Annotated in this window: 24 protein-coding genes; 11 read left to right on the forward strand and 13 right to left on the reverse strand. The window is 58.4% G+C overall.

Annotation, left to right across the window (positions count from 1 at the left end):
• Positions 1-244: 244 nt before the first annotated feature.
• The 9 genes from V3C20_RS06960 to V3C20_RS07000 form a co-directional block, all read right to left on the reverse strand.
• A complete protein-coding gene (locus V3C20_RS06960) occupies positions 245-517 on the reverse strand; it encodes a hypothetical protein (protein ID WP_149873763.1) in 273 nt (90 codons plus the stop codon).
• A gap of 51 nt (positions 518-568) precedes the next feature.
• Positions 569-751 carry a hypothetical protein gene (locus V3C20_RS06965; protein ID WP_130083240.1) on the reverse strand — a complete coding sequence of 61 codons (183 nt, stop codon included), beginning with the start codon at positions 749-751 and terminating at the stop codon, positions 569-571.
• A 221-nt stretch (positions 752-972) separates the two neighbouring features.
• Positions 973-2,559, reverse strand: coding sequence for a sulfatase-like hydrolase/transferase (locus V3C20_RS06970; RefSeq protein ID WP_161981223.1), 1,587 nt, complete (start codon positions 2,557-2,559; stop codon positions 973-975).
• Positions 2,560-2,846: 287 nt separating this feature from the next.
• Positions 2,847-3,419, reverse strand: coding sequence for a hypothetical protein (locus V3C20_RS06975; protein ID WP_130083238.1), 573 nt, complete (start codon positions 3,417-3,419; stop codon positions 2,847-2,849).
• Positions 3,420-3,581: 162 nt separating this feature from the next.
• Positions 3,582-4,265, reverse strand: coding sequence for a prepilin-type N-terminal cleavage/methylation domain-containing protein (locus V3C20_RS06980; RefSeq protein ID WP_130083237.1), 684 nt, complete (start codon positions 4,263-4,265; stop codon positions 3,582-3,584).
• 239 nt (positions 4,266-4,504) lie between these two features.
• Positions 4,505-5,269: a triose-phosphate isomerase gene (tpiA, locus tag V3C20_RS06985; RefSeq protein WP_130083236.1), complete on the reverse strand. Its 765-nt coding sequence runs from the start codon at positions 5,267-5,269 to the stop codon at positions 4,505-4,507.
• A gap of 52 nt (positions 5,270-5,321) precedes the next feature.
• On the reverse strand, positions 5,322-6,560 hold the full coding sequence (locus V3C20_RS06990) for a transcription antitermination factor NusB (protein ID WP_130083235.1): 1,239 nt from the start codon (positions 6,558-6,560) through the stop codon (positions 5,322-5,324).
• Between the two features lie 83 nt (positions 6,561-6,643).
• Positions 6,644-8,203 carry a sulfatase-like hydrolase/transferase gene (locus V3C20_RS06995; RefSeq protein WP_130083234.1) on the reverse strand — a complete coding sequence of 520 codons (1,560 nt, stop codon included), beginning with the start codon at positions 8,201-8,203 and terminating at the stop codon, positions 6,644-6,646.
• A 91-nt stretch (positions 8,204-8,294) separates the two neighbouring features.
• Positions 8,295-9,587 carry an argininosuccinate synthase gene (locus tag V3C20_RS07000; protein WP_130083233.1) on the reverse strand — a complete coding sequence of 431 codons (1,293 nt, stop codon included), beginning with the start codon at positions 9,585-9,587 and terminating at the stop codon, positions 8,295-8,297.
• A 448-nt stretch (positions 9,588-10,035) separates the two neighbouring features.
• Here V3C20_RS07000 and rpsN point away from each other — a divergent pair, with 448 nt between their 5' ends.
• The 5 genes from rpsN (at position 10,036) to V3C20_RS07025 (ending at position 13,131) form a co-directional block, all read left to right on the forward strand.
• Positions 10,036-10,305 (forward strand): 30S ribosomal protein S14, encoded by a 270-nt coding sequence (rpsN, locus tag V3C20_RS07005; RefSeq protein ID WP_067570980.1) that lies wholly within the window; start codon positions 10,036-10,038, stop codon positions 10,303-10,305.
• Between the two features lie 71 nt (positions 10,306-10,376).
• Positions 10,377-10,637, forward strand: coding sequence for a zinc ribbon domain-containing protein (locus V3C20_RS07010; protein WP_130083232.1), 261 nt, complete (start codon positions 10,377-10,379; stop codon positions 10,635-10,637).
• A gap of 53 nt (positions 10,638-10,690) precedes the next feature.
• A complete protein-coding gene (locus V3C20_RS07015; RefSeq protein ID WP_130083231.1) occupies positions 10,691-12,103 on the forward strand; it encodes a hemolysin family protein in 1,413 nt (470 codons plus the stop codon).
• A gap of 4 nt (positions 12,104-12,107) precedes the next feature.
• A complete protein-coding gene (locus V3C20_RS07020; protein WP_130083230.1) occupies positions 12,108-12,746 on the forward strand; it encodes a ribonuclease HII in 639 nt (212 codons plus the stop codon).
• Between the two features lie 4 nt (positions 12,747-12,750).
• Entirely contained in the window at positions 12,751-13,131 is a 381-nt protein-coding gene (locus V3C20_RS07025) for a YraN family protein (RefSeq protein WP_202975643.1), read from the forward strand.
• Here the strand turns inward: V3C20_RS07025 and V3C20_RS07030 are convergent.
• From V3C20_RS07030 to V3C20_RS07045, 4 genes are all read right to left on the reverse strand, one after another.
• Positions 13,126-15,366, reverse strand: coding sequence for a copper-translocating P-type ATPase (locus V3C20_RS07030; RefSeq protein WP_161981222.1), 2,241 nt, complete (start codon positions 15,364-15,366; stop codon positions 13,126-13,128). The genes V3C20_RS07025 and V3C20_RS07030 overlap by 6 nt on opposite strands.
• Before the next feature lie 153 nt (positions 15,367-15,519).
• Positions 15,520-16,305, reverse strand: coding sequence for a hypothetical protein (locus V3C20_RS07035; protein WP_130083227.1), 786 nt, complete (start codon positions 16,303-16,305; stop codon positions 15,520-15,522).
• Between the two features lie 3 nt (positions 16,306-16,308).
• Complete coding sequence (locus V3C20_RS07040; RefSeq protein ID WP_130083226.1) at positions 16,309-17,280, reverse strand: uracil-DNA glycosylase; 972 nt, start codon at positions 17,278-17,280, stop codon at positions 16,309-16,311.
• 281 nt (positions 17,281-17,561) lie between these two features.
• A complete protein-coding gene (locus V3C20_RS07045; RefSeq protein ID WP_130083225.1) occupies positions 17,562-17,762 on the reverse strand; it encodes a hypothetical protein in 201 nt (66 codons plus the stop codon).
• A 36-nt stretch (positions 17,763-17,798) separates the two neighbouring features.
• Here V3C20_RS07045 and V3C20_RS07050 point away from each other — a divergent pair, with 36 nt between their 5' ends.
• The 6 genes from V3C20_RS07050 (at position 17,799) to V3C20_RS07075 (ending at position 24,748) form a co-directional block, all read left to right on the forward strand.
• Entirely contained in the window at positions 17,799-18,473 is a 675-nt protein-coding gene (locus tag V3C20_RS07050) for a 3D domain-containing protein (RefSeq protein WP_238623779.1), read from the forward strand.
• 100 nt (positions 18,474-18,573) lie between these two features.
• Positions 18,574-19,212: an endonuclease III gene (gene nth / locus V3C20_RS07055; RefSeq protein ID WP_130083224.1), complete on the forward strand. Its 639-nt coding sequence runs from the start codon at positions 18,574-18,576 to the stop codon at positions 19,210-19,212.
• A gap of 92 nt (positions 19,213-19,304) precedes the next feature.
• Entirely contained in the window at positions 19,305-20,093 is a 789-nt protein-coding gene (locus V3C20_RS07060; protein ID WP_130083223.1) for a MotA/TolQ/ExbB proton channel family protein, read from the forward strand.
• 81 nt (positions 20,094-20,174) lie between these two features.
• Complete coding sequence (locus tag V3C20_RS07065; RefSeq protein WP_130083222.1) at positions 20,175-20,681, forward strand: biopolymer transporter ExbD; 507 nt, start codon at positions 20,175-20,177, stop codon at positions 20,679-20,681.
• Positions 20,682-20,693: 12 nt separating this feature from the next.
• A complete protein-coding gene (locus V3C20_RS07070) occupies positions 20,694-21,152 on the forward strand; it encodes a biopolymer transporter ExbD (protein ID WP_130083221.1) in 459 nt (152 codons plus the stop codon).
• A gap of 359 nt (positions 21,153-21,511) precedes the next feature.
• Entirely contained in the window at positions 21,512-24,748 is a 3,237-nt protein-coding gene (locus V3C20_RS07075; RefSeq protein ID WP_161981221.1) for a tetratricopeptide repeat protein, read from the forward strand.
• The last annotated feature ends 4 nt before the right edge of the window (positions 24,749-24,752 follow it).

Consider the following 24,752-nt stretch of genomic DNA (forward strand, 5'->3'; position numbering starts at 1 on the left):
CGCCAGCGACGGGGCGCAGTGTTTTATGTATGAGGCCTACCAGGCTGATTTTAAAAAGCGGCGCGAGAGGTCAAGAGACAGATTATTGCCTTGGTTAAAAAAACAGTCCTGAATCCGGAGCGGGATTTGCCGGGCGTTCCGGAGAACGGATTCAGCTCATGATGCAGAGGACTGGGTTGCTTAAACTATAGAAGAAAATGCTTCTTAAGATACCCGTAGCAATGCGGAACAGGTGAATAACAGTTCATTGGGAGCCTCGGCTACTTAAGTGTATAGGTTCCCAATTTTTTTCATAGCCGGCCGGATTGAATTTGTTGCGCATCCCCAGCTTGGCGGAGGGAGGGACGATGCCCAGGCGTTTCTGGTTTTCCAGCCGTTTGGCGGCAATGGCGCCGGGAGATTTGCCTTCATACAGGGGGCGCCGCGTACTCCATTTTTCCTTTTTTACAACATGGTGTTGCCGCCGTTCCCGGTCATGAACTCGGTTTCTCCAGAGCGCTGTTTTCCGTGGAACCATGCGGATTCCGGAGGAAGAGCGCCGGGCGCCGTCTTCAGGACTCGGTCCATGCTACCACCACAGAATGGCGCAGAGCAGGATGGCGGCTCCATAGGCCATGCCGCCCAGGCAAAGGGGAGTCCACCAGAAGGGTTTGGAACAGATTTTATTGACCATGTCCCGGTAAAGATAGGGCTTTCCTATCCAAAGGAGGGAGAAAAAGATGACGATGTAGCACCAGATGGGGATGAGCAAGCGCGTGACTAATGCCGTTTTCTTTAACGGGAACTTCCTCCGGATGTGTTCCGGGTGTCCGGGAAACAGTTTCCGGACAATTCCCGGTGAGGGCCGGCCCGGAACGGAATGGCTCCGGATCAACCACGATTTTTTCGCAAAAGGCGTTTCAACCGGAGCATCTGGAAAAGGGTGGGGTTCCGGTTCCGGCCATCTTTTTCTGGCTTGCGGGGGTGCGGGGATTATTCGGCATGCGTTTCCTGCGCCCACTTTCTGTATTGCTCGGACAATTGCTCCACCAGAGCCTTGTGCCGGGGGGCCAGGTTGTTCTGTTCCGTCCTGTCTCTGATGTCGTAAACCTGCCAGGGTCCCCGGTTGGGAGCCACCAGCTTGAATTTGTCCGTCAGAGCGGCGCGGTTTCTCTGGTGTTCCCAGAAAATGGTACGGGGAGGGCAGGAGTTGGGAATGCTGTCCCATACCTTTTCCGGCGGAATTGAAGCGGGTTTGGACCAATAGGAGTTGAGCGGCTTGCCGTCCATGTGGCTGGGGACGGACAGTTTGGCCCAGGTGAGGCAGGTGGGGGCTATGTCCTGGAGCAGGAACGGGGCGTGGTAGCGTGTTCCGGGGCGCAGAACCTTGGGGTAGCGGATGATGAAAGGGGCGGAGAGGCCGCCGTCAAAGGTCTCAATCTTGTATTGGCGGTAGGGCGTGTTGGATACGGCCGCCCACATGGGGCCGTAGCCGTCCCGGCAGCCCACTTCCCCCAGCGGGCCGATAGGCAGCACGGTTTTTTTGTTTTTGTTGTTTTGTGGCATTTCCGCCGTCGCCCCGTTGTCCGACAGGAACATGACGATCGTGTTGCCGCTGAGGCGGTGGCGGTCCAGGGATTCCAGAATTTTGCCGATGCCCCGGTCCATAATGGAGATTTGCGCGGCGTAGGTGGCCATGCATCCGGATATGTATTCCTTGCGTTCCCTGGAATTTTTTTCATAGCCGGCCGGATTGAATTTGTTGCGCATCCCCAGCTCGGCGGAGGGAGGGACGATGCCCAGGCGTTTTTGGCTTTCCAGCCTTTTGGCGGCAATGGAGCCGGGAGATTTGCCTTCATATAGGGGCAGCATTTTTTTTATTTCCTCCCTGGGGGCTTGGAGGGGCGTATGCGGAGCCGTATAGGCTACGTAAAGGAAGAAAGGAGCTTTTGCCTTGGCGGCATCGTCAATATATGCCAGGGCAGTCTGTGTGATGTCCTCCGTCATGTAAAAGTCATCGGGCAGGTCTTCCGGCTTGAGCAATCTGCCGTCTTCACCGAAGGGACGGTCAGGCATGGGCTTGTAATAGTCCGCCGCTCCACCCAGGAGCCCGCGGTAGCGGTCGAAGCCTCGGTCCCAGGGATAGGTTCCCCGGACTTTTCCCAAATGCCATTTTCCGGACAGGTAGGTGCGGTAGCCGGCTTTTTTCAGCAGTTCCGGCAGGGTGGGAATGTCCGGTTTCAGGCGTCCCCGGTAGCCGGGACGGCCGCTGTCGTCGTCCAGCAGCCCCACGTCCACTTTGTGGGGTTCGCACCCGGTCATGATGGAGGCCCGGGAGGGGGAACAGCGGGAGGCCGTGTAGCATCGCGTAGCCTGCATTCCCTGCCTGGAGAGAGAGTCGATGTTGGGAGTGGGTATTTCAGAACCGTAGCAGCCCAGATCGGACCAGCCCATGTCGTCGGCTAGGATGAGGACAATGTTGGGCCGGGCAGCGCGGACGGTTTGCAGAGAGAGGAAGGCTATCGCTGTACAGGAAATGAGCCGGATCAGACAACGCATGATGGAGGTATAGGAAATCATGGGAGGGAATAAAAGCATTTTCTGTTTGCTTCCTTCATTGCGGCTCAAAGACGAACGGGCGGAGCGCGCCGGCACTGCGCCGGAACGGGGAAAGGCACGCAGGGCGTGTTGGCGTCCATGGCATAAGCGGCATGGTGTAGTCCGCACTCCGTTTTTCCTTTTTGCAAAATGGCATTGCGGCCGTTCCCGGTCATCAGCCCGGTTTCCCCGGAATCTTGTTTTCCGCGGGAGCCATGAGGATTCCGGCGGTGAAGAGTGCCGGGTCCGGCGTCAGGATTCAGTCCGTGCTACCACCACAGAATGGCGCAGAGCAGGATGGCGGCTCCGTAGGCCATGCCGCCCAGGCAAAGGGGAGTCCACCAGAAGGGTTTGGAACAGATTTTATTGACCAGGTCCCGGTAAAGATAGGGCTTTCCTATCCAGAGGAGGGAGAAAAAGATGACGATGTAGCACCAGATGGGGATGAGCAAGCGCGTGACCGGATCTTTCAGATAAGCCGCAAAAAGGAGGGGGGAGGCCACCATCAGGCCGAAGAGGCCGAGAGCCCGTGGAAAGAGCAGATTTTTCACCTGGGTGATCATCAGGACCAGAAAGACGGGGCAGGCAAGCTGGAGCAGCCACCGGATGCCCTCGAATTCCGCCAGATCCACGCGGAGGGAACTCAGTATTCCCAGCCCCTGGGGAGCCACGAGCAGGAAGAACCAGAACAGGCCCACCGCCAGCAGAATCTGGGCGAGCAGATGGTTGCGCGAAGAAGCCAGCAGAAACGCCTGCGTCTGCTGCCTTCTCACCAGAGCGAATAGATGGCCGAGCAGCAAAACGGAACCCAGGATGTACCCCGCCACATGCAACGGTATCATTTCATACGGATGCTCAAAGGAGGTATACGGGTTCATCTGAACACTAACCTTAATGATTATCCCGTGTTCGTAAAGGCGAATCAGCGGGGGAAGGAAGAAAATTCCATCGGTTTCCTGCTTCCGGGCCGCAGGACGGCTCTTCCGATAGGAGTGAAAAGTTTCTTAAGAGTCCTTGGTGATTTTTTCAAACGTAGGATCGTCAACAGGCGCTATTTTCCCGTCTGCGTAAAGTACCATGATAGCTCCCTGGTGGCGTTCCAGGGCGGGAACCACGATTTCATCAAAGTCCTGCGAGGTGATGACGCTGCGGCCGTCAATGGGGTTGCCGTCGCTGAGCCACGGCTTGTTCCTCAGGGCCTGGCCGCGCGCCACGTTCATGGGGCGTCCCTTCCGGTTGTCCAGCCAGCTGGTATAGGAGACGGTGTCCGGTCCGGCGGGCTGGTTGGGGTCGTTGGAGTTGAAGTAGGTAAGGTGCTTGTCATTCTTGCAGCGGAAGGTGTCCGGGAGCATGTTCGGCTCCTTGTCCGTGAGGGGAATCAGGTCCGGCTGGCCGGCGTTGACGATGGGGGCCAGGGCGTCCCACCAGTTGCGGCAGGCCTTGGCACTCAGGAGACTGTCCTTCATGCCGCTGGAGGGGAGCTTGCCCCCGTTCTGGGCTGCGAATTCCTTGCCCCAGTCGCTCAGCCTGTGAAGATTGTCCGTGCAACGCGTCCGCGCCGCCGTTTCCGTGGCATGGGAATATACCGTGTAGGAAATGCCCGACAGCAGGGCGAGAATAGCGATGACCACGAGGACTTCAATGAGCGTGAAACCTTTGCTGCGTGAGGTAAATGAGCGGGCTTTCATGATTTCCTGATATTGTACATGATTGCCGTCGCTTGAAAAGCCAGAAACTGTTTCCGCAGGTGAAAAGCCGCGTCTGTTTCAAAGAAGCTGCATGGGCTTCTATACTGATGGCAGGCGAGGTTTTATGAGATATTACGGGAAAACGATCCCGTATATGGCGGGACATGTTCCCGGAAACGGAAAAGGCCGGCCCCGTGGAGGAGCCGGCCTGGTATTAAAACGGGAATGCGCGGACCCGCTTATTTGGCGGCTGTGACGAGCGCGGCGAAAGATTCCGGCTTCAGGGACGCGCCGCCCACCAGGGCTCCGTCAATGTCCGGCTGGGCCATGAGTTCTTCCACGTTTTCCGGCTTCACGGAACCGCCGTACTGGATGCGTACCTTGGCGGCGGTATTTGCGCCGAAGACGTCCGCAACGACCTTGCGGATAAAGGCGTGCGCTTCCTGGGCTTCCTTGGAAGTGGCGGTCAGACCGGTGCCGATGGCCCAGACGGGTTCATAGGCAATGACCAGGTTGGCGACTTCTTCCGGCGTCAGGTCCTTGAGACCGCCCTTGAGCTGGATTTCCAGCACGGGTTCCAGAATGCCTCCCAGGCGTTCATCCTTGGTTTCTCCGATGCAGAAGATCGGGGTGATTCCGGCGGCGATGGCCTTCTTGATCTTGGCGTTGATGATGGCGTCCGTTTCACCGAAGTACTGGCGGCGTTCGCTGTGGCCCAGCACCACGTACTTGAGGCCCAGCTCCTGGAGCATGCTGGTGGAGATTTCACCGGTGTAGGCTCCGTTGTCATACTGGGAAACGTTCTGGGCGCCGATGGCGATGCATCCGCAGCCGCCCAGGGCGTTCAGCACGGAGGGGATGGTGGTGAAGGGGGGAACGATCACGGTGTCGCAGGCGACGTCCTTCCCTTTGAGGATGGTTTTGAAGCTTTCGATGAATTGGGCGCCTTCAGCGGGGCCGATGTTCATCTTCCAGTTGGCGGCAATAATTGGTTTGCGGGACATAAATGGAATGAATTAATCAGGAGCAGGCATTGTTGACAAATCGGGGCCGAGGTCAAGCACAGATCAAGAGGGCCGCATATGCTCCGTCCGATTTTTCCTCCTGCGGAAGGACGAGTTTTTCTTCCTTCAGGGTCCATTCCGGATGGTCCTTCAGGAATTCCCGGACCAGCAGTCCGTCTTCCTCCGCGTCAATGGAACAGGTGGAATAAACAAGCCTTCCTCCCGGTCTGACGGCGCGGGAGGCGTTTTCCAGAATGGTCCTCTGGAGGGCGGCCAGCCGCCGGATTTCCTCCGGATTCAGGCGCCAGCGTACGTCCACGCGCCGCTGGATGACGCCCGTGTTGGAGCAGGGAACGTCCAGCAGCACGGCATCGAAACGCTTTTCCCATTGCGGAGGGCAGGGGAGAGCCCAGTCCGCCTGAGCCGTGGCTACGGAGGGGGAGCCGTACCTTGCCAGATTTTCCCGCAGGACAGGCAGACGGTGTTCGTGAAGATCCGTGGCAGTGAGGCGCGCTTTTCCTCCGGTGGCGGCGATGATGGCTGTGGATTTTCCTCCGGGGGCGGCACAGGCGTCCAGGATTTCCTCATCCGGCTGCGGCGCCAGCAGGTCGATGGCGTAGCGGGTGGAGGGGTCCGCTACGTACAGGGCACCGGAGTTGATTTCTTTCAGCGGCAGGAGGCCTTCCACGGAGAACCAGCCGGGAACGCCGCCGAGCGGGATGAGGCCCTCCGGGGTTTCATTCAAGGGAATGAGGGAATTGGCGCGCACGTAGATCCGCGGCGTGGTGTTGTTCCATTGAAGGAGCTTCCGGGCGGCTTCCGGTCCGAACTGGGCCGTCCATTTTCCTACAAGCCATCGCGGGGTGGAATAAAGGATGTGGAGGGGGAGTTTTTCCCGTTTCGCCAGAATGGCTTTTTCCTTCCGCAGCGCATTGCGCAGGATGGCGTTGACCAGACCCCGCAGGCGGGACGGCGCCAGATTGACGGTTTCATACACGGCGGCATGGTCCGCCATGCCCAGCAGAAAAAGCTGGCACAGTCCCAGTTGGAGAATGAGCCGCACGTTCATGTCCAGCCTACCCTGGCGCAGCGTGCCGATCACGTGGTCCAGCCAGCTCTGGTTGCGCAGAACGCCGAAGACCAGGGCCTGGACCAGATGCCTGTCCGCCGGGGACAGGGTGAGGCGCGAACATTCCCGGTCCACCAGGGTTTCCGCAAAGGCGCGGCCTTCATGCCAGCGCGTCAGGCAGGCCAGGGCGGCCTGGCGCGAGTTGGATAGGTTGCTGTTCACCGGGGTACTCTACCTGCGGAATGGGGAAGTTTCAACCAGCAAAAAAGAGGAAAGGAATGGAAAGCTGCGGGGATTTCTCCCTATTACCTGTCTTTCCGCGGACTGCCCACTTCCTTTTTGTAGATGGCCTGGAGCCGTTCCAGCTGTTTTTCCGCCAGATTGTTCCTTTCTTCCGGGTCCCTGCTGATCTGGAACAGGAGCCACTGGCCGTTTTTTCTGGTCAGTTTCCAGCCGTCTCCGGTGATGATCGTGTGGTCGATGACGATGTAGTCCCTCAATTGGCCCGGTTTGCCCAGCAGCATGTTTTTGTAGGAGACGGCGTCCTTGCCCGCAGGCATGCGGACCCCCGCCAGGTCGGCAAAGGTGGCCATGTGGTCGTAATTGGCCACCAGGCTGTGGCAGACTTTTCCGTGCGGGAGGGTTCCTGGCCAGGAAACGATCATGGGAACGCGGATGCCTCCTTCGTGGTTGGTCCATTTGAGTCCCGCCAAGTTGACCATGGCATTTTTCAGGCCCACTTTCCCGCGGTTGCCGCGGAAGACGTCCAGCAGTTCCCCGTTTTTATCCACTACCCCGCCGTGGTAGTCGAGGCTGCGGCCGCGGCCCTTGTCCGTGCGGTAGTAGATTTCATGCCCGTTGTCGGAAGCGAAGATGATCATGGTGCGTTTCTCCAGGCCCAGCTTGTGCACCTGGGCGACGATGGCCTCCACCTGCCTGTCCAGCTTGTCCACCATGGAGGCGTATTCCTCCTCCGCCGCGCCGCATTCCTTGTTGCCGCCGGAGGCGTTGGTGTAGGCCTTGCGTATTTCAGGGTTCCTGGCATAGATGTTTTCCGCGGGGGGGATGTCCACCGGCCCGTGGGGAAGGTTGGTGGAGAAGAAGATGAACATGGGCTTTTTGCGGTTTTTCTCCATGAACTTGAGGGTTTCCCGCAGCATGACGTCCGGGGCGTAGGTGACTTTGCCCTCCCGCTTGCCGCGGCGTTTTTCCGTAGCGCCCTGGGAGTAGTTTTCCGGAGTTTTTCCCGCATCGGCGTGCGTGTTTCCTTCCAGCGGCAGGCGTTCTCCGTTTTTCCAGAGGAAGGAGGGATAGTAGCCGTGGGCGCGCACATGGTCCATGTAGCCTACGTAGTGGTCCCAGCCGTGGCGCTGCAATTCCCCGTGCCACGTGGTGAAGCCCCAGTCCAGCTTTCCGAACTGGGCTGTGACGTAGCCGGCCTTTTTCAGCATTTCCGGGAGGAATACTTCCTGCGGGGAGGGCTTGATGCCTGCCCTCCGGGCGGCCTTTTGTTCAAATTCCTCATTGCTCCAGCGTTGTTTTTCCGCCGTGATGACCAGGCCGCCGGGAGTTTCCGAGTAGGATTTGGAGTGGCTGTCATGCACGCCCATGAGCAGGGAGGCGCGCGCCGGGCAGCAGTACTGGCTGCTGTAGCACCTGGTGAACATGATGCCCTGTTCGGCAAGACGGTCGATGTTGGGCGTTTTGACTAGGCTCTCGCCGTAGCATCCCAGCAACCCCATGCCCATGTCGTCCGCATAAATGAGGATGATGTTGGGTTTGGGCGGGGGTACGGCTGCCTGGGATAGGCCGGCGGTCATCAAAAGGGCCGTCTGCAGGAAGAGTCGCAGGAAAGTGTGCATCATAAGTAGTACGGCAGGGACAATTTCCTCTATCGATAAATAAAAAGCCGCCCGGAAACTACTTTTCCGGACGGCTGGCAAAAAGTCGGTGCCTTTAGTGGCCGTAAGGTTTGTTGACGCGGCTGAATTGCTTCAGGCGCAGGCCGTTGAGGTGGATGAAGCCTTCGGCGTCGTCCTGATTGTACAGTTCTTCGTGACCGCCTTCCATGGTGGCGATTTCTTCGGAGTACAGGGACTGCGGGGAACGGCGTCCGGCGTACATGACGTTGCCCTTGTAGAGTTTCAGGCGCACTTCGCCGTTGACAGTTTCCTGGGATTTGGTGACCAGGGCCTGGATGGCCTCGCGTTCCGGCGCGAACCAGAAGCCGTTGTACACCAGCGTGGCGTATTCCGGAATGAGGGAGTCGCGCACTTTCTGCACTTCGCGGTCCACGGTGATGGTTTCAATGTCGCGGTGGGCCGCCAGCAGGATGGTGCCGCCGGGCGTTTCATAAATACCGCGGCTTTTCATGCCTACAAAGCGGTTTTCCACAATGTCCACACGGCCGATGCCGTGCTTGCCGCCCAGGGCGTTGAGCACGTACATGACGCCCAGCGGGCTGAGCAGGGTATAGCCGTCGCGTTCGCCGCGGGGGGTGACATCCAGTTCTTTCAGCAGACTGGCGAGTCCGTCGTATTGAATGCCGACCACGTCGCCCTTTTCATACAGGAGCTGGATGTATTCGGCCTGGTCCGGGGCGTCTTCCGGAGAGACGGAAAGCTTGTACATTTCACGGTCGGCCGGGGTGGTGCCGTCGTACCAGGTGTCTTCCAGCATGCCCGCCTCAAAGGAAATGTGGAGCAGGTTGCGGTCCATGGAGTACGGTTTTTTCAGGGACTGGCGGATCGGAATGCCGTGGGATTCCGCGTAGGCGATCATTTCCGTGCGGCCCGGGAACTGCTTGCGGAATTCGGGGTCGCGCCACGGGGCGATGACCTTGATGTTGGGTGCCAGGGCGTTCACGGCCAGTTCAAAGCGCACCTGGTCGTTGCCCTTGCCGGTGGCGCCGTGGGCGATGGCGTCCGCTCCTTCCCGGATGGCCAGGTCCACCATGTCCTTGGAGATGCAGGGGCGTGCTATGGAGGTGCCCAGCAGGTAGCGGCCTTCATACAGAGCGTTGGCCTGCATCATCGGAAAGATGTAATTGGTGGCGAAGTCTTCCTTGAGGTCGCCGATGAAACATTTGGAAGCGCCCGTCGCAAGGGCTTTTTCTTCCAGGCCGTCAAGTTCTTCAGCCTGGCCTACGTCCGCGCAGTATGCGATGATTTCGGCATTGTACTTTTCCTTGAGCCACTTCAGAAGAATGGAGGTGTCAAGGCCGCCAGAGTATGCAACTACGATTTTCATGTACGTCAGTGATTAGTGTGCGCGGCCATGATGCCCCATTCCCTTTCCGGTGGAAAGGACAAAATCGTCTTGTACGGCGTCCTTTTTCAATATTCCCTTCCGGAAGGGGCAGGAGGGGATGGGCGGAGTTTTTGTCCTGGTCCGCCAGGGTGGGGACGGGGAGGGAGCAGGAAGAGAAAAGGGGAAGAAGGAAGGCTTCCCGGAAGGGCGGGGAAGCGGGAGTTCCAGAGATGGTTAGGAAGTGTTAAGCAATTCCGGGCGTCCTTTCCCGGAACGGGTTCCCCGGCGGCGTTCTCCGCGGTCCGTTTATGGAAGAGGCAGGTATTCAGAGTCATAGATGTATGGACGGGAAAAGGCCGGATGACATTGAAAACAGCTTGAATTTGATGAAATTGAAAAAAAGCGCTTGATTTTTCACTGCGGGGCCTCTACTTATTCCGCCGAACTTATGGCTAAGAAGAGCTGGATAGCAAGAGACAAGAAAAAGGCTGACACCGTCAAGCGCTACGCAGAGCTGCGCGAGCAATTGAAGGCTGAGAAGGATTATATCGGTTTAACCATGTTGCCCCGCAATGCAAGCCCGACCCGTATGGTCAACCGCTGCCTTGTTTCGGGCCGCCGCCGTGCATTCATCCGCCGCTTCAAGCTTTCCCGTATTTCCTTCCGCGAACTGGCCAACGCCGGCATGATCCCCGGTGTGACCAAGTCCAGCTGGTAAGAGAGGAAAAGGTTGCAGCCTTACAAAGATTTTGACGCTAGGCTGATTTTTATTTAGCCTAGCGTTTTGCTATGCCCATATACGAGTATATTTCCGAACACCCCGACGATCCCGAACAGTCCTGTCCGGTGTGCCGCCGCGGTTTCGAATTGCGGAGGCCCGTGGACCGTGCGCCGCTTGAAAAGTGCCTGGTGTGCAAGCACCCGGTGCGCAAGGTGGTCAGCCGGGTGAATGTTCCGGAAATCACCAAGCCCCTGTCCGTTTCCGACGCCAAGGCCGCCGGCTTTACCGTGCTGGAAAAACGGGACAAGGGTGTTTATGAAAAATTGTGACGTACAAAGCGTGTGCATGAGAACGGTTTTTCCCGTATTTTAAATCCAACGGAATGAGTGATCCAGACCCTCTGAGTATTCTTGCGGCCTCCGGGGCCGCTGAAGTGCCGGTTATTGAACCGGCGCTGGGTGGGATAGCGCTGGCAATGGCCGGCCTTGTCCTTTTCTTATTATTGAATGCGTTTTTCGTGGCGAGCGAGTTCGCCCTGATGAAAGTACGCGAAAGCCAGCTGCACGCCGAAGAAGGCGCCACGGCGCGGACGAGAAGGAAGCTGGTCCTCGCTAAAAAGGCGGTCAGGCACCTGGACCTGTATTTGTCCGCCTGCCAGATAGGCATCACGCTTTCCTCCCTGGCGCTGGGCTTTTTGGGCGCTCCGTTCGTGGCGGAGCTGACGGCACCCTTTCTATACTCCCTGGGCCTGGAAGCCTCCGCGCCCGTTTACTGGGCGGCCCTGGTTCTTACCTTCCTTTTCTTTGCCTGTTGCCATGTGGTTCTGGGGGAATTCCTTCCCAAGTGCATGGCGGTCCGGCATCCCGGCAAGTCCGTCATGGCGGTGGCCCCCCTGCTGTATTCCTTTTATGGGGTGTTCAAATATACGGGCATTCTCGGCCTGACCAACGGAATCGCCCGGTTTATCATGAAATACCTGCTGGGAATTGATCCCGGAGCGGCGGCGTGTACTGTGCACAGCACGGATGAACTGATGTACTTGGTGGAGGAGAGCGAGCGCTCCCGCGAACTGACCCGGCAAGAGGCGGAAATCTCCAAGAACGCGCTTGAATTAAACGATATGTGCGTGAAGGACGTCATGACGCCGCGTTCCGAAGTGGATGTGATGGACCTGACGGCTCCCTTTGAACAGAACTGGGCTCTGGCGCGGGAATCATGGCATACCCGTTTTCCGCTGGTGGAGGGAGACCATCTGGACGAGGTGAAGGGCTGGGTGCACGTGAAGGATCTGCTCAAGCTCGTGGGCCAGGATAATCCTGACCTGATGAGTGTGAAGCGGGAATTGCGCGTGGTGCCGGATACGATGCCCCTGGACAGCCTGCTGACTTTCTTTTTGAAGGAGCACGCCCATTTTGCCCTGGTGGTGGATGAATTCGGCGATTCCATCGGCCTCGTGTTCCTGGACGACATTTTGGAACAGATCGTGGGCGATGACATTCAGGATGAATTTGACCGGGATGAAATGCGCGAATTTGTCAAGACGGGCAAGGATACTTATGCCGTGAATGGCGCCGTCACCCTGTTTGACCTGGCGGACTATCTGCCGGAGATGGACCTGGATTGTCCTGGTGTGACCACGCTGGGCGGCTACATGATCAGCCAGCTGGGGCATATTCCGGAGGAAGGGGAGGAATTGAAAATAGGCCGTTACCGGGCTGTGGTGACGGGATCGGACGGCAGAAGGATCACGCAGATTTTGTTGACCAGGCTGCCGGAGGAGCAGGAGGAGAAATAATCCCATGGCGGAAAGATCACACCCGGACATGAGTTTTGAAACGGAGGCGCGGGCTTCCGGCTTCCTGCACGTGGCTGGGGTGGATGAGGCCGGACGCGGCCCGCTGGCCGGTCCCGTGGTGGCCGGTGCCGTGATTCTGCCGCAGCATCTGGAAGGCCTTCCCGGCTTGAACGATTCCAAGCAGCTCACCGCCGCCAAACGGGAGGCCCTGTTTGCCGCCCTGCTGGAACGTGCGGACGTGTATTGTTCCGTGGGCATTGCCTCCACGGAGGAGATCGATCGGCTCAATATTCTGCGCGCCACCCATCTGGCGATGGCCCGCGCCGTGGAGGGGCTTTCCCTGCGGCCGGATTTCTGCCTGGTGGACGGACTCCCCGTGAAGGGACTGCCCGTGCCGCACCGCGCCATTGTGAAGGGGGACGGCAGAAGCCTGTCCATCGCCGCCGCCAGCGTGCTGGCCAAGGTAACGCGCGACCGGATGATGACGGAGGCGGACGCCGAGTTTCCGCAGTATGGTTTTGCAAAACACAAGGGGTATGGCACCAAGGTTCACATGGAGGCCCTGCGGAAGCATGGGCCTTGTCCGCTGCATCGCCGCTCGTTTGCGCCTGTTTCACAGATGGAATTGTCCCTGCCTGAATAGGGAGGTGCGGAGTACGGACTGGCTGGGCGCTTACGGGGAGCTGGCTGCGGCCTCTTTCCTGCGCGCGGCTGGCTGTTCCGTTTTACGGAGGAATTGGCGTCCCGTCCGCGGAGGGGAGATTGATTTGGTGTGCCGTGACGGAGCCTGCCTTGTCTTTGTGGAGGTGAAAACGCGCACGCATGGCGGCTACGGGGGAGCGCGCCGGGCCGTGAATGCCCGCAAGCGCGCCCTGATCCGCCAGGGAGCGGCTGAATGGCTGCGCCAGCTTCCGGACACGGTCCCCTTCCGCTACGATATTGTGGAAGTCATGTACCGGGAAGGTGAAGTTCCGGAAATCACGCGCCTTTGCGGAGCGTTTGGAGAGCGGGACTTGGCGGCGTCATGAAAAATGCCGCAGGCGCAGGGCGTTGAGGATGACGGAAACGGAACTCAGGCACATGGCCGCCGCCGCAATGACCGGGGAGAGCAGGATGCCCCAGAAGGGATAAAGGACGCCCGCGGCTATGGGGATGCCCAGTGCGTTGTATATGAAGGCAAAGCCCAGGTTGGACTTCATGTTATTCACGGTGGTGGTGGAAAGGGCGAAGGCCTTGGAGATGACCAGCAGGTTCCCCTTCACCAGCGTGACGCCGCAGCTCTGCATGGCTACGTCCGACCCCGTTCCCATGGCGATGCCCACGTCCGCCTCCGCCAGCGCGGGGGCGTCGTTCACGCCGTCGCCGGCCATGGCAACCACGCTTCCCTGCTTTTTGAGGCTGGAGACCAGAGATTGCTTGTCCGCCGGGGACATGCCTCCGTGGTATTCGGGAATTTCCAGTTCCTGCGCCACGGCTTCCACCGTTGCCGGCGCGTCTCCGGAGGCGATGATGATGCGGATGCCGCGCGCCTTCAGGTCCGCAAGAGCCCTGCGCGTATTGTCGCGGATTTTGTCCGCCAGGGAGAACGCCCCCGCCGCCTGTCCGTCCAGCGCGGCAAAAACGGTCACGCGGCCCTGCCGGCGCTGTTCATCCACCCACGGAGCCAGGGAGGAGATGTCCACGCCCTGTTTCTGCATCATGTCCCCGGTGCCCAGGGATACCTTGCTGCCCTGGATGGTTCCGGCCACGCCCCCGCCGGGGAAGGACTGGAAGTCCGCAACGGAGTCCAGGGGGAGTTTTTCATCCCGCGCCCTCTGGACGAAGGCGCGCGCAATGGGATGTTCGCTGCCTTGTTCCAGGGAGGCGCATTGGGCAAGCAGCTTGTCCATGTTCATGCCGCCTGCCGTGGTGACGTTGACGAGGGAGGGCCTGCCTTCCGTGAGGGTTCCGGTTTTGTCCATGACCAGGGTGTTCACCTTGTGCATGGTTTCCAGGGAAGCCGCGTCCCGGAACAGGATGCCCAGGGAGGCCGCTTTTCCGGAAGCCACCATCATGGACATGGGGGTAGCCAGTCCCAGGGCGCACGGGCATGCCACAATCAGGACGGCCACGGCGTTCACCAGCCCGTGCGGCCAGCTCGGCTGCGGCCCCCAGAATCCCCAGACGAAGAATGTGAGTATGGCGACCGCCGCCACGGCAAGGACAAAGTAGCGCGCCACCTTGTCCGCCGGCCGCTGCATGGGGGCCTTTGTCCTCTGGGCCTGGGCCACCAGGCTGACGATGCGTGCCAGCACGGTGCCGTCCCCCACTTCCCGGGCCGTCATGGTGAAGGTGCCCGTGGTGTTCAGCGTGGCGCCGATCAACGTGTCTCCGGGAACGTGGGTGACGGGAATGGGTTCCCCCGTGAGCATGGATTCATCCACATCGCTCCCTCCGTCCTTCAGGATGCCGTCCACGGGAATCTTTTCTCCCGGTTTTACCCTCAGCACGTCGCCGGGCTGGACTTCCTTCAGGGGAATGTCGCTCTCCACGCCGTTGGGCAGCACGAGGTGCGCCGTGGAGGGGGCCAGGTTCATCAGCGACCTGATGGCTTCCGCCGTGCGGGACCTGGCCTTCAATTCCAGGACCTGCCCGAGCAGGCTCAGGGAGATGATGATGGCCGCCGCTTCATAATACACGGGTACGTGGCCGTCGCGGACGAAGACCGCAGGAAACCATCCGGGCATGATCGTAGCCGCCAGACTGTACAGGAAGGCGACGGAAGTTCCGGCTCCGATCAGCGTCCACATATTGGGATTGCGCGTTTTAACGGATTCCCAGCCACGGATCAGCAGCGGCTTGCCCGCCCACAGGACTACGGGGGCGGCCAGCAGCAGTTCCACCCAGTTCTGCACCCCTGGATTCAGCCATGCGGCGATGTGGCCGCCCATGGAAATGGCAAAGAGCACGATCACCAGCGGGAGGGAAATGTAGAAGCGCCTGCGGAAGTCGTCCAGTTCCCTGTTGTCCTGCGGGGCGGCGGAAGGAAGCACGGGTTCAAGCGTCATGCCGCATATAGGGCACGAACCGGGATGGTTCTGCCGGATTTGGGGATGCATGGGGCAGGTGTAAACGGCGCCGGAAGGGGAGGGGCCTGGGGAAGAAGGAAGCATGTCCATTCCCTTCATATTCATGCCCCCGAGGGGTGAGGAAGAATGGGAAAGAGCCTGTTCCGGGACCTCGTTTTTGCCGGAATCATGCCGGCAATGTGAGCAGTTCGTCATGTCCATACGAAAAGTGAGACAGGACGCGGTCCCGTTCCGTTTCAAATGGGGCGTGATTGGGATAACGAAAAGGATTCATGCCCGCGGTTTTTCCGGAGCGGGCATGAATCCGCCACACTATATTATATATAGTGCAGGAAAGGGCCGGAAGGGTTATTCCGCCCTCAGGGCCAGGATGGCTTCCATGAATTCCTGGGGAATGTCCAGGTGCGCCAGTTCGTCCCGGAGAATGACTCCGTTCGCGCCGGCATCCAGCATCCGGCGGGCGTCTTCCACGGTGCGGATTCCACCGGCGGAAAGAACGGTGACGGAGGCGGGGAGTTCTTCAATCAGTCTTTCCGTGACTGCCGGATTGGCCTGAAGTGTGTGCGGGTCCGCGTTGTTGATGCAGACGAAGTCGGCTTCCAGATCCATGGCGGCTTCAAGCTCTTTCAGGGTATGGACTTCCATCATCACGTCCAGCCCCAGTCCGGTGGCCATGCGGTACAGGGGTTCCAGCTCCTTTTCCGGAACGGCCGCCACGAGGAGGTTGACGGCGTCCGCCCCGGTGACGATGGCCTGGCAGATTTGAACCGGGTGAATGAAGACGTCGCGCGCCATGACGGGAATGGAACTTATCTTGGAAATAGCGGATACCATGTCCCAGGACCCGCCGTATACCTGCGGTTCCACCGCTATGGAGACGCCTTGCGCGCCGCCCTGCACGAACATGGAGTACTGGCGCCTGATGTCCATGTCCGCATGTGGGATCCCCTGCGCAGGATAGGCCCGGGAGATTTCCGGAATGACGGAGAGGCGGTCTTCGCTCAGGTCCACGGCGGTTCTGAATCCCGCATAGTCGTTCCTCAGGATGGCGGAGGCCCGCAATTTGCCTTCCAGGGGAAGGATTTTTTTCAAGTCGGCGCGTTTGCGCTCCAGAATGGCGTTTAAATAATCCATATGTTACTTTCTGGGTAGGAAATAGGAACGCTGTTTGTCGGAGATGGGGAGCCCCGCCCGTTCCATGACGCACAGCATGTCTTCCCAGACCTTTCGCTTTTCCGAAATATCTTCCGTTCGCAGCAGGTAGCTGGGATTGTAGGTAACGCGCACGGGTGTGTCGAAAGCCGTGTGAAAGGTCCCCCGCAGCGCGGAAAGCGGCGTTTCCCCGGATTGGAGGATTCCCCTGGCGGCAATGGCGCCCAGGGCGACGACCACTTTCGGGCGCACCAGCATGATTTCCTCCCGGAGGATGGGGCGGGAAATTTCTATTTCCCGGTCGGTGGGGGGGCGGTTGTTGGTGAGTTGCCGGGGCAGAGAGGGACGGAACTTGACCAGATGGGTCAGGTAAATGTCCGAACGGGAAAGGCCCATGGCTTGGAGCATGGCGTCCAGCTTTTCTCCGGATGGTCCTGCCAGGGGCCTGCCCAGCTTTTCTTCATACAGTCCGGGAGCGTCCGTCACCATCATGATGTCCGCCCGTGGATTGCCGGAGGAAAAGACGGGGGTTTCCCGCAGGGAATTCAGGTTTTTGAGGGGCGGCCAGTGCAGCACCAGTTCACGGAGGGAGGCAAGCTTTTCTTCTTCCGTTTCCCCTTCCAGATCAAAGGCCACGTGGCGCGGAACGGCTGGTTCCTCTTCTGTTCCCCCGGAATGTACGCCGTTGAGGATGGCCCTGAGTTCGTTGCCGAAGGAGATTTCATCCACGGAAGCGGGTTCGGAACTTTCCGGAACTCCCTCGGGATGGGGATGTTCCATGCCGGAAACGGGCGCAGGGGGGGCGGAAATGTCTCCCCGGGCCAGCCGGCGCGCTTCAATTACCCACTGCCTCAGGACTTTCCGGGCCTCTTCCGTCACAGGCGCATGCTCCACGCCTCTGGATAACAAAGAGCGCAGATAGTCAAGGGTAAGGTGTTGGGGCAGGCCGGCGGACATGTTTGGCCGGAATTATAATCTATTTCCCTGTGGATGCAACAGCCCATTGGGTATGCGGCCGTCTCACCGGAAGGGGAATTTGCATGAAGGGAACACAGCATTTCGTTCACTGTTTTTAAGCAATGATTGAGTTCCCGCCTCTTTCCCCTTGAACTTTTTTATGAAAACTTTTGAAGGATTGAATGCTTTTTGTGTTAATAATGCATTCATTGTAAAAGAGTTTTCTTCAAAAGAAAAAAGTGTGTCGTACTATGATAGAAAAAGAGACTTCGTGAAGTATATTATTTGTCATGATATGACAAAAATGCGGCATGTTTTTTATATTGTTGATTTTTAATGTGTTGTGGTAAGGGTTTTTTTGTATTTACAAGAGGTGGTATAGAAAAAAAGTTTGCCAAGGCTGAAATTATTTCGTAACCAAGAGCCGCCGTTGCTGATTTTTGTCGGCACCGCACGCGGCCAGAAGGTTTTTTTTCAGGCATGATTGCCGCGTGTGTGGCGCTATAACCACGTACCACATGAATCTACGAATAATTGCCACCCTGTCTTGCGCCGTTATGGCCATGTTTGTCAGCAGCTGTGCGACAAATGGTGCCGTCACCGGCACGGGGAAATCCGATAGTGATACTCTTGTCCTGGCCCGCGTAAGTGAAAAATCACCGGGCTTTGTTCAGCCTCTGGCACCCAGCCGTTCAGCGATGCCCTCTTCCAGCCTTCCCAAACTGGGGCGCGACAAGCACAAGATGCCGTTTTACCATCCGTCCCAGCGTACCCGCGTAGTGCGTACGACGGCTTACACACATTCCGAACGCGACCATTTGGCGTACGGCCCCCGCAATGCGGTGGGCACGTCTCTGAAGTACACGTCTTCCGTGCGCAGTGCGGCGGCGGACTGGTCCGTTTATCCGCTGGGGACCACATTCCGCATCAAGGGCCAGCCCTACCTCTATGTCGTTGACGATTACGGCAGCGCCCTGGTAGGCACGGGCACCATTGACATTTACCAGCCCAGCAAAAAGCTGATGAAGGATTGGGGGCGCCGCTATGTGGAACTGACCATTGTGCGCTGGGGAGATCCGGCCAACAGCCTGGAAGTTCTGAGCAGCCGCCGTGGCTACAGGCACTGCCGCGCCATGTACGCCGCCCTTCAGCACCGCGTGTCCAAGGGACTGTACGCCAAGGCCGACAAGTAACCCTGCGGGAAAACGCTTTTATACCGCTCCGCCATCTATCGGGACGGCGGAGCGTTTTTTTTTGTTTTCCGCCGCGCCTGCGGAATGGTATTCTGGTGGCATGGACAAGAAAGAACGGGCCTCCGTCGTGCAGGAGGAGCTGATGAGGCTGTATGAAAATCCGCCCATTCCCCTTACCCATCATGACCCTTATACCCTGCTGGTTGCCGTTCTTTTGTCTGCCCAGTGTACGGACAAGCGTGTAAACCTGGTTACTCCTGCTCTGTTTGCCCTGGCTTCCACGCCGGAGGAAATGGCCCGGCAGGACGTGGAGGCCGTGCGTGAAATCGTGCGTCCCTGCGGCCTTTCGGAGAGGAAGGCTTCCGCCATCGTGAATCTGAGCAGGATTCTGGCGGAGCAGTACGGAGGGCAGGTCCCCTGCGACTTCCAGGCGCTGGAATCTCTGCCCGGCGTGGGTCATAAGACGGCCTCCGTTGTCATGGCGCAGGCGTTCGGCGTACCGGCATTTCCGGTGGATACCCACATCTTCCGCCTGTCGCGGCTGTGGGGGCTGAGCAGTGGAAAAACGGTGGAGGCCGTGGAGCGTGATCTGAAAGAGCTTTACCCTGAAAACACATGGGGGGATCTCCATTTGCGTATCGTGCTGTACGGCCGTGAATACTGCCCCGCCAGGGGATGCGGAGGGAGCTGTGCCATCTGCAGCCGGCTGAACCGGGCAGCGGGTTTTACGGACGCTTGAATTTTGACAGAGTCCAAAATGAATGCTTGCAAGTCTGAATTTGCATGCTTTAATACACCAGTATCTTTTCGAACAACCATATAACTTACATTATGAAGAACCTTTTTAGACTGGGTTTCCGTTTCGCTGCATTCGCTACTGTGCTGATGGCTGCATTTTCCACGTCGGCCTTTGCCCAGGATGCGGCAGCTGCTGCCCCGCAGGAAAAGACCATGCTTGACAAGTGGATCATCGCCGGTGGTTGGACCATGATTCCGATCATGCTGGTGGAAGCCTTCATCGTTTTCCTGGTGATTTACAACATGGTCGCCCTGAAAAAGGACAAGTTCTGCCCGGAAGATCTGAAAGTCACCCTTCTTCAACTGATGGCCGAATGCCGGATCCGCTCCGCCATTGAAGTGGCCGCCGGCAGCCCCACCTACCTGGGCCGCCTGGTTGCCTACGCACTGCCGAACGTGGATGCCACCCGTCCGGAAGACCTTGGCAAGGACGCCATCGAAGACGCCATTGCCGATTTTACGGCCAACGAAAGCCGTTCCGTATTCAAGTGGATCAACATGCTTGCCCTTTGCGCGCAGATTTCTCCGATGCTCGGCCTCTTCGGGACGGTGCAGGGGATGGTAGGGGCGTTCGGTACGCTGTCTACTGCGGGCCAGGCGGATCCCACCCAGCTTGCTGGTGACATTTCCGTGGCTTTGCTGACGACGTTCTGGGGCCTGATCAACGCCATTATCGCCACTCCGTTCTTCTTCTTCCAGAAGGGTATTGCCAATGCCCATGTCGCCGAATGCGTGGGGACGCTGCAGGAAATGGTGAACACCTCCATCAACGTGGTGAACGCTGAAGCCCAGCTTGCCCGCATCCCCGAAGGCTTGGCTTGATCGCAGGCGAGCCTATGGTCCGGCCCGTAAACTTCCGCCCCAGGCGGAGACGGGCCGGAGAATCTCAACCAAATGTAGCTTATGGGGAAGAAAAAAGCCAATATAGCTTCCGATGAAGAGAGCGGGGAAATGGATATGTCCCCCATGATCGACATGGTGTTCCTCCTGTTGATCTTCTTCGTGGTGAACGCTACGGCCATTACCGTTAAAAAGGATAAGAACATTCAGATGCCTACGGCCACCAGCTCCGGTGAAGTGAAGTCCGCCAACGGCTGTATCGTGGTGAATGTGTACGGGGAAGGCGAAGGCAAGCGGCCCGACGGCATGAGCAATGACGTGCGCTGGGCCTCCGATGTCAGCGCCCCGCTCAATTCTCCGGATGAATTGAAGGAATATATCAAGAACCTTGCGGAACGCTTCAAGGACAAGCAGGATTTTGAAACGCGCCTTTATCTGCGCGGCGACCAGAAGGCTCTGTTCAAAGGCTCCCGCGAAGTCATTCGCGTGGCGGCGGAATGCGGAGTGACCAAAGTGGTCTTTGCCGTGCTGCCCGCCAAGAACTCCGCCCCCGCAAGCAGGGAAGACTAATCATCACGCATCATGGCCAGACACAAGAAATTGGAACCGATTGAGGATGAAGATCCCAAGCTGGATATCTCGTCCCTGATCGACGTATGCTTCCTTCTGCTGATTTACTTCATCGTGGCGACCTCTCTGATTCAGGAACGCAAGCTGGACATGTCCATGCCCGGCAGCGCTCCGAGCGATACGGCCGCCCAGATCGAACCCGCTCTGATCCGCATCATCAAGGACGGCACCATTTACTGGGGCAAGGACAACAGCCTGATGATCGACAATGACATGAACAACCACAACCTGTCGACGCTCGTGCAGCAGCTGGAAGCCAAGAAGCAGGAAGCCAGCGCCGTAGGCACCAAGCCCGTCGTTCAGTTGTGGGTGGAAGGCGAAGTCCCCCACCAGCGCGTCATTGACGTCATGAACGCCTTGACGGAGGCCGGGATTACAACGGTGGCCCTGACCGACCTCAAGGACGATTAAAGGCGGAAGCCTTGACTGGATTTCAGCTCCCGGGCCTTTGTGGCTTTCCGGGAGCTTTTTTATCGAGCGGAAGGCTGGATGCCGGGACCGTTTATCCCTTTTCTTCTCATGTTCCGGAACTGGTGGAAGGTTTTCCAGAGGCTCTTTGAGGATGGGGAGGCAGCAGGGTGCGGGAATAAATAAACGAGGCGCGCGTGCGGCTTCTTGCATGGATGACTAAAAAGGCGAACTTTCTGCTTTAGACTTTGCCGCATCTTGTTAAAATGACGCAATCCATTACAGGCAGGCATATTTCCTGCTTTTGCGGAGATGCCGTACCTGTTCGACTATCTCTTCTGTTTCAACGATTTTTTAAACACATGATCAACTCAAACTATACTACTGCACTGGCGGCCGGCCTGGTTTCCGTGCTGAGCATTGGCGCGGTGATGCCTTCTCATGCGCAGAATGGTCCGCGCGATTATCAGCGTACGGCCCTGGCTGCCATGAGGGAAGGCAAGTGGCAGGAAGCTCTGGATGCCGTCGACCGCTGCATCCGCGTTTATGAACCCCGTATCAAGATGCTGGGCCTGGATGACGGTTTCGGCTGGTTTTATTACCAGAAAGGTGTCTGTCTGTCCCAACTGAAGAAATACAGTGAAGCCGTGGAGGCTTTCAAGGCCTGCTATACCAAGTTCCCGAGCGCCAGAAACCAGCTCGTGAAGATGGCCCTGTTCCGCGAAGGGGAAAATTACTGCCGCATGGGCGAATTCGGCAAGGGAGCCGAGCTTCTGGAAAAGTTCCTGAAGGAATACCGCAACGATCCCGTTGCCAGAAACGTGAACGCCGGGGAAGTGCAGGGCCTGCTGGCCCAGTGCTATTTCAGGATGGATCCGCCTTCTTTCGACAAGGGGCTGGAAAACCTCACCGCCTGCGTGAATTCCCGCTACAAGGGACGCCGCATTTCAGACGCCGTCATCACCAATTCCTTCCTGGCGATGGTGGAGTCCGCCATCAAGACCGGCAAGTGCCAGGAAACGGTGAAATTTGTGGAAGCCCACCCTTCCGTGATGAACATCAGCCCCACCCGCGTGGCGCTGTACGCCCCCAAGCTGGTGAGCGATATTGCGGAAGCCCTGGAAAAATCCCGTTCTCTTCTTCAGAGCGGCAAGCAGAAGGAGTCTGAAGACTATGCCTCCCTGGCCCTGACGCTGATGGGGCTTTTGCCCGACCAGGCCGGAGTGCTGGCGGACGCCAACCATTCCCTGGACCGCCTGGGCCGCGCTAACGGCGCCGTTCCCGGCGTTACCGATCTTTCCCATACGCTGGACAAGTCAAAGGTGAACACCTTGATCGAGCAGTTCAACAAGATGAAGGAGGAAGGCAAGGTTCTGGATGCCTTCACGTTCAATTTCATGGGCAACCAGGCCATGGTGCATGGTTCGCAGCGCGTTGCCCGCGCCGCCTACCAGCTCATCAATGACTTCTATCCGGATGCCCCGGGCAGGGAAGACAATCTGTTCTACCTGGCCATGACCACCTGGCAGCTTGGGGAAGCGGACAAGGGCGGGGAGCTGGTGGCCCAGCATATCAAGGAATTCCCGAATTCCAAGTACGCCCCCACCTTGAATACCCTGTCCCTGGAAGGCTTGCTGAAAGACAAGAAGTTCGATCTTTGCGTTCAGCAGGCGGACAAGGTCATGGAACTGCACAAGGGCGATCCCACCCACAAGTTCTATGAACTGGCCCTGTATTGCAAGGGCGCTTCCCTGTTCAACCTGGGAGCCGCTGATGCTGCTCGCTACAAAGATGCCGTTCCCGTGCTGGAACGCTTCGTCAAGGAATACAGGGACAGCACCTACCTGAAGACGGCCATGTATCTGCTGGGTGAAACGTACACGAACCTGGGCAGGGCGGATGATGCCATCCAGGCTTTCACCAACTATATTGCCCGCTTCCCGGAAAAGGATGACGCCAACCTGGCCGCCGTGCTTTATGACCGCGCCTTCAATTACCTGGGCCGCAAGAATCCCGGCGACGAGGAGCTTGCCATCAAGGATGCCAAGGAAATCGTGGACAATTTCAAGGACCACCGCCTGTTCCCGTATGCCAACAACCTGCTTGCCAGCCTTTACGCCGGCAGCAAGGAGCATGAGCAGGAATCGGAAGCCTATTCGCTGGCCGCCCTGGAATCCGCCAAGAAGCTGGGCGACAAGCGTCCCGCCGCGGAAGCCGTATACAACCTGCTTGTGAACGCCACCAGGAAGCCTCTTCCCCTGGAGCCGAAGGAGGCCGTGGAGGCCGCCCGCAAGGCCCGCCGGGATGAAGTCAAGAAGTGGTATGACGAATACTGGAAGGTTGCCGATATGCCCGGCAGCCGCTACAGCCTCCAGCTTGCCGCGGCAGCCATGGACTTCTTCAAGGACGACAAGGAAATGTTTGACCCCACGGCCGTCAAGATGCAGGAAGTCATTGTCCGGGAAGGCAAGAAGGACGACCCCAAGATGACTGTTCTGCTGGAGGAAGCCGTGAATTCCTATACCAAGAATTACATGGCCGGCTACAAGGCCCTGGGACGGGAATTGGACGCCAACGCCCTGCGCAATCACTTCTACAGGTTCCCCGGCGTGGACAACAGCAAAGATAAGACCTTGAGCGCCATGCTCCGCATGGCCGTCATCGCCCAGACGCAGGAAGTCTTTGAAAAGGCACCTACGGAAACGGACGAGCAGCGTGCCGCCAAGGCCGCGCAGGAAGGTTTGGTCAAGCAGCTTTTCGTGGAACTGAAGCGCGACTTCAAGCCCTCCGACCTGCCGCCCTACACGCTTGTCAAGCTGGGCATGCACCTGGCCAATACCTCCCAGCCGGAGGAAAGCATTGCCTACTTTGATGAAATCCTGGATCCGTCGGAACCGAATCCGGTGCGCAAGCAGGCCCGCATCAACGGCATGTCCAAGTACCGCAAGAACGCGGTCTTCGGCAAGGCCGTGGCTCTGGGCCGCAGCAAGGATAATGCCAAGGTGGATACCGCCATCAAGATGATGAGGGATGAACTCAGCAAGGAGGAATCCAGCTCCAATCCGGACCGCAAGGCCATGGAAGACGCCCAGTATAATCTGGTCAAGTTTACCGCCGCCCGCCAGGACTGGCCCGCCGTGATTGCCGCCGCGGAGAAATACCGCGCCGACAAGTCCTACAAGAAGAATTTGCCGGAAGTCCTCTTCCTGCAGGGGCAGGCCTACCTGAAGCAGAATGAGCCGGACAAGGCCCTGGTCTGCTTCATGAACATTACGGGCGCCGATTACAAGGGCCTGGTGAAGTGGTCCGCTCCCGCCATGCTGGCCCAGATGGATACGCTGTGGAATAGAAACAGGATGTCCCAGGGCACCGGCAAGCAGCCTTCCGACAGGTACGTCGCATGGAGGACGGGCAGCCAGTATGTCCAGTTGCTGGATACTCCGGCCAACCGCAAGAGGATGACCGCGGAGGACAGCGACCTGCTCAACCAGGTCAAGGACAAGGTGTCCAGATTCGGTTCCGATCCTGCCGTCAGCCAGGAACGTTCGGACATCGCCGCCTATGAAGCGGCCATCCGTTCCGCCAGGGGGCAGAAATAACGAA

The sequence above is a fragment of the Akkermansia sp. RCC_12PD genome (genome assembly GCF_036417355.1).
Taxonomy (GTDB): Bacteria; Verrucomicrobiota; Verrucomicrobiia; order Verrucomicrobiales; family Akkermansiaceae; genus Akkermansia.

Excerpts from the sequence above, each read along its gene's own strand:
- V3C20_RS06960 (WP_149873763.1), bottom strand. The coding sequence starts at position 517 with ATGGTTCCACGGAAAACAGCGCTCTGGAGAAACCGAGTTCATGACCGG.
- V3C20_RS06970 (WP_161981223.1), bottom strand. The coding sequence starts at position 2,559 with ATGATTTCCTATACCTCCATCATGCGTTGTCTGATCCGGCTCATTTCC.
- V3C20_RS06975 (WP_130083238.1), bottom strand. The coding sequence starts at position 3,419 with ATGATACCGTTGCATGTGGCGGGGTACATCCTGGGTTCCGTTTTGCTG.
- V3C20_RS06980 (WP_130083237.1), bottom strand. The coding sequence starts at position 4,265 with ATGAAAGCCCGCTCATTTACCTCACGCAGCAAAGGTTTCACGCTCATT.
- tpiA (WP_130083236.1), bottom strand. The coding sequence starts at position 5,269 with ATGTCCCGCAAACCAATTATTGCCGCCAACTGGAAGATGAACATCGGC.
- V3C20_RS06995 (WP_130083234.1), bottom strand. The coding sequence starts at position 8,203 with ATGATGCACACTTTCCTGCGACTCTTCCTGCAGACGGCCCTTTTGATG.
- V3C20_RS07000 (WP_130083233.1), bottom strand. The coding sequence starts at position 9,587 with ATGAAAATCGTAGTTGCATACTCTGGCGGCCTTGACACCTCCATTCTT.
- rpsN (WP_067570980.1), top strand. The coding sequence starts at position 10,036 with ATGGCTAAGAAGAGCTGGATAGCAAGAGACAAGAAAAAGGCTGACACC.
- V3C20_RS07010 (WP_130083232.1), top strand. The coding sequence starts at position 10,377 with ATGCCCATATACGAGTATATTTCCGAACACCCCGACGATCCCGAACAG.
- V3C20_RS07015 (WP_130083231.1), top strand. The coding sequence starts at position 10,691 with ATGAGTGATCCAGACCCTCTGAGTATTCTTGCGGCCTCCGGGGCCGCT.
- V3C20_RS07020 (WP_130083230.1), top strand. The coding sequence starts at position 12,108 with ATGGCGGAAAGATCACACCCGGACATGAGTTTTGAAACGGAGGCGCGG.
- V3C20_RS07030 (WP_161981222.1), bottom strand. The coding sequence starts at position 15,366 with ATGACGAACTGCTCACATTGCCGGCATGATTCCGGCAAAAACGAGGTC.
- V3C20_RS07035 (WP_130083227.1), bottom strand. The coding sequence starts at position 16,305 with ATGGATTATTTAAACGCCATTCTGGAGCGCAAACGCGCCGACTTGAAA.
- V3C20_RS07040 (WP_130083226.1), bottom strand. The coding sequence starts at position 17,280 with ATGTCCGCCGGCCTGCCCCAACACCTTACCCTTGACTATCTGCGCTCT.
- V3C20_RS07045 (WP_130083225.1), bottom strand. The coding sequence starts at position 17,762 with ATGCCTGAAAAAAAACCTTCTGGCCGCGTGCGGTGCCGACAAAAATCA.
- V3C20_RS07050 (WP_238623779.1), top strand. The coding sequence starts at position 17,799 with ATGAATCTACGAATAATTGCCACCCTGTCTTGCGCCGTTATGGCCATG.
- nth (WP_130083224.1), top strand. The coding sequence starts at position 18,574 with ATGGACAAGAAAGAACGGGCCTCCGTCGTGCAGGAGGAGCTGATGAGG.
- V3C20_RS07060 (WP_130083223.1), top strand. The coding sequence starts at position 19,305 with ATGAAGAACCTTTTTAGACTGGGTTTCCGTTTCGCTGCATTCGCTACT.
- V3C20_RS07065 (WP_130083222.1), top strand. The coding sequence starts at position 20,175 with ATGGGGAAGAAAAAAGCCAATATAGCTTCCGATGAAGAGAGCGGGGAA.
- V3C20_RS07070 (WP_130083221.1), top strand. The coding sequence starts at position 20,694 with ATGGCCAGACACAAGAAATTGGAACCGATTGAGGATGAAGATCCCAAG.
- V3C20_RS07075 (WP_161981221.1), top strand. The coding sequence starts at position 21,512 with ATGATCAACTCAAACTATACTACTGCACTGGCGGCCGGCCTGGTTTCC.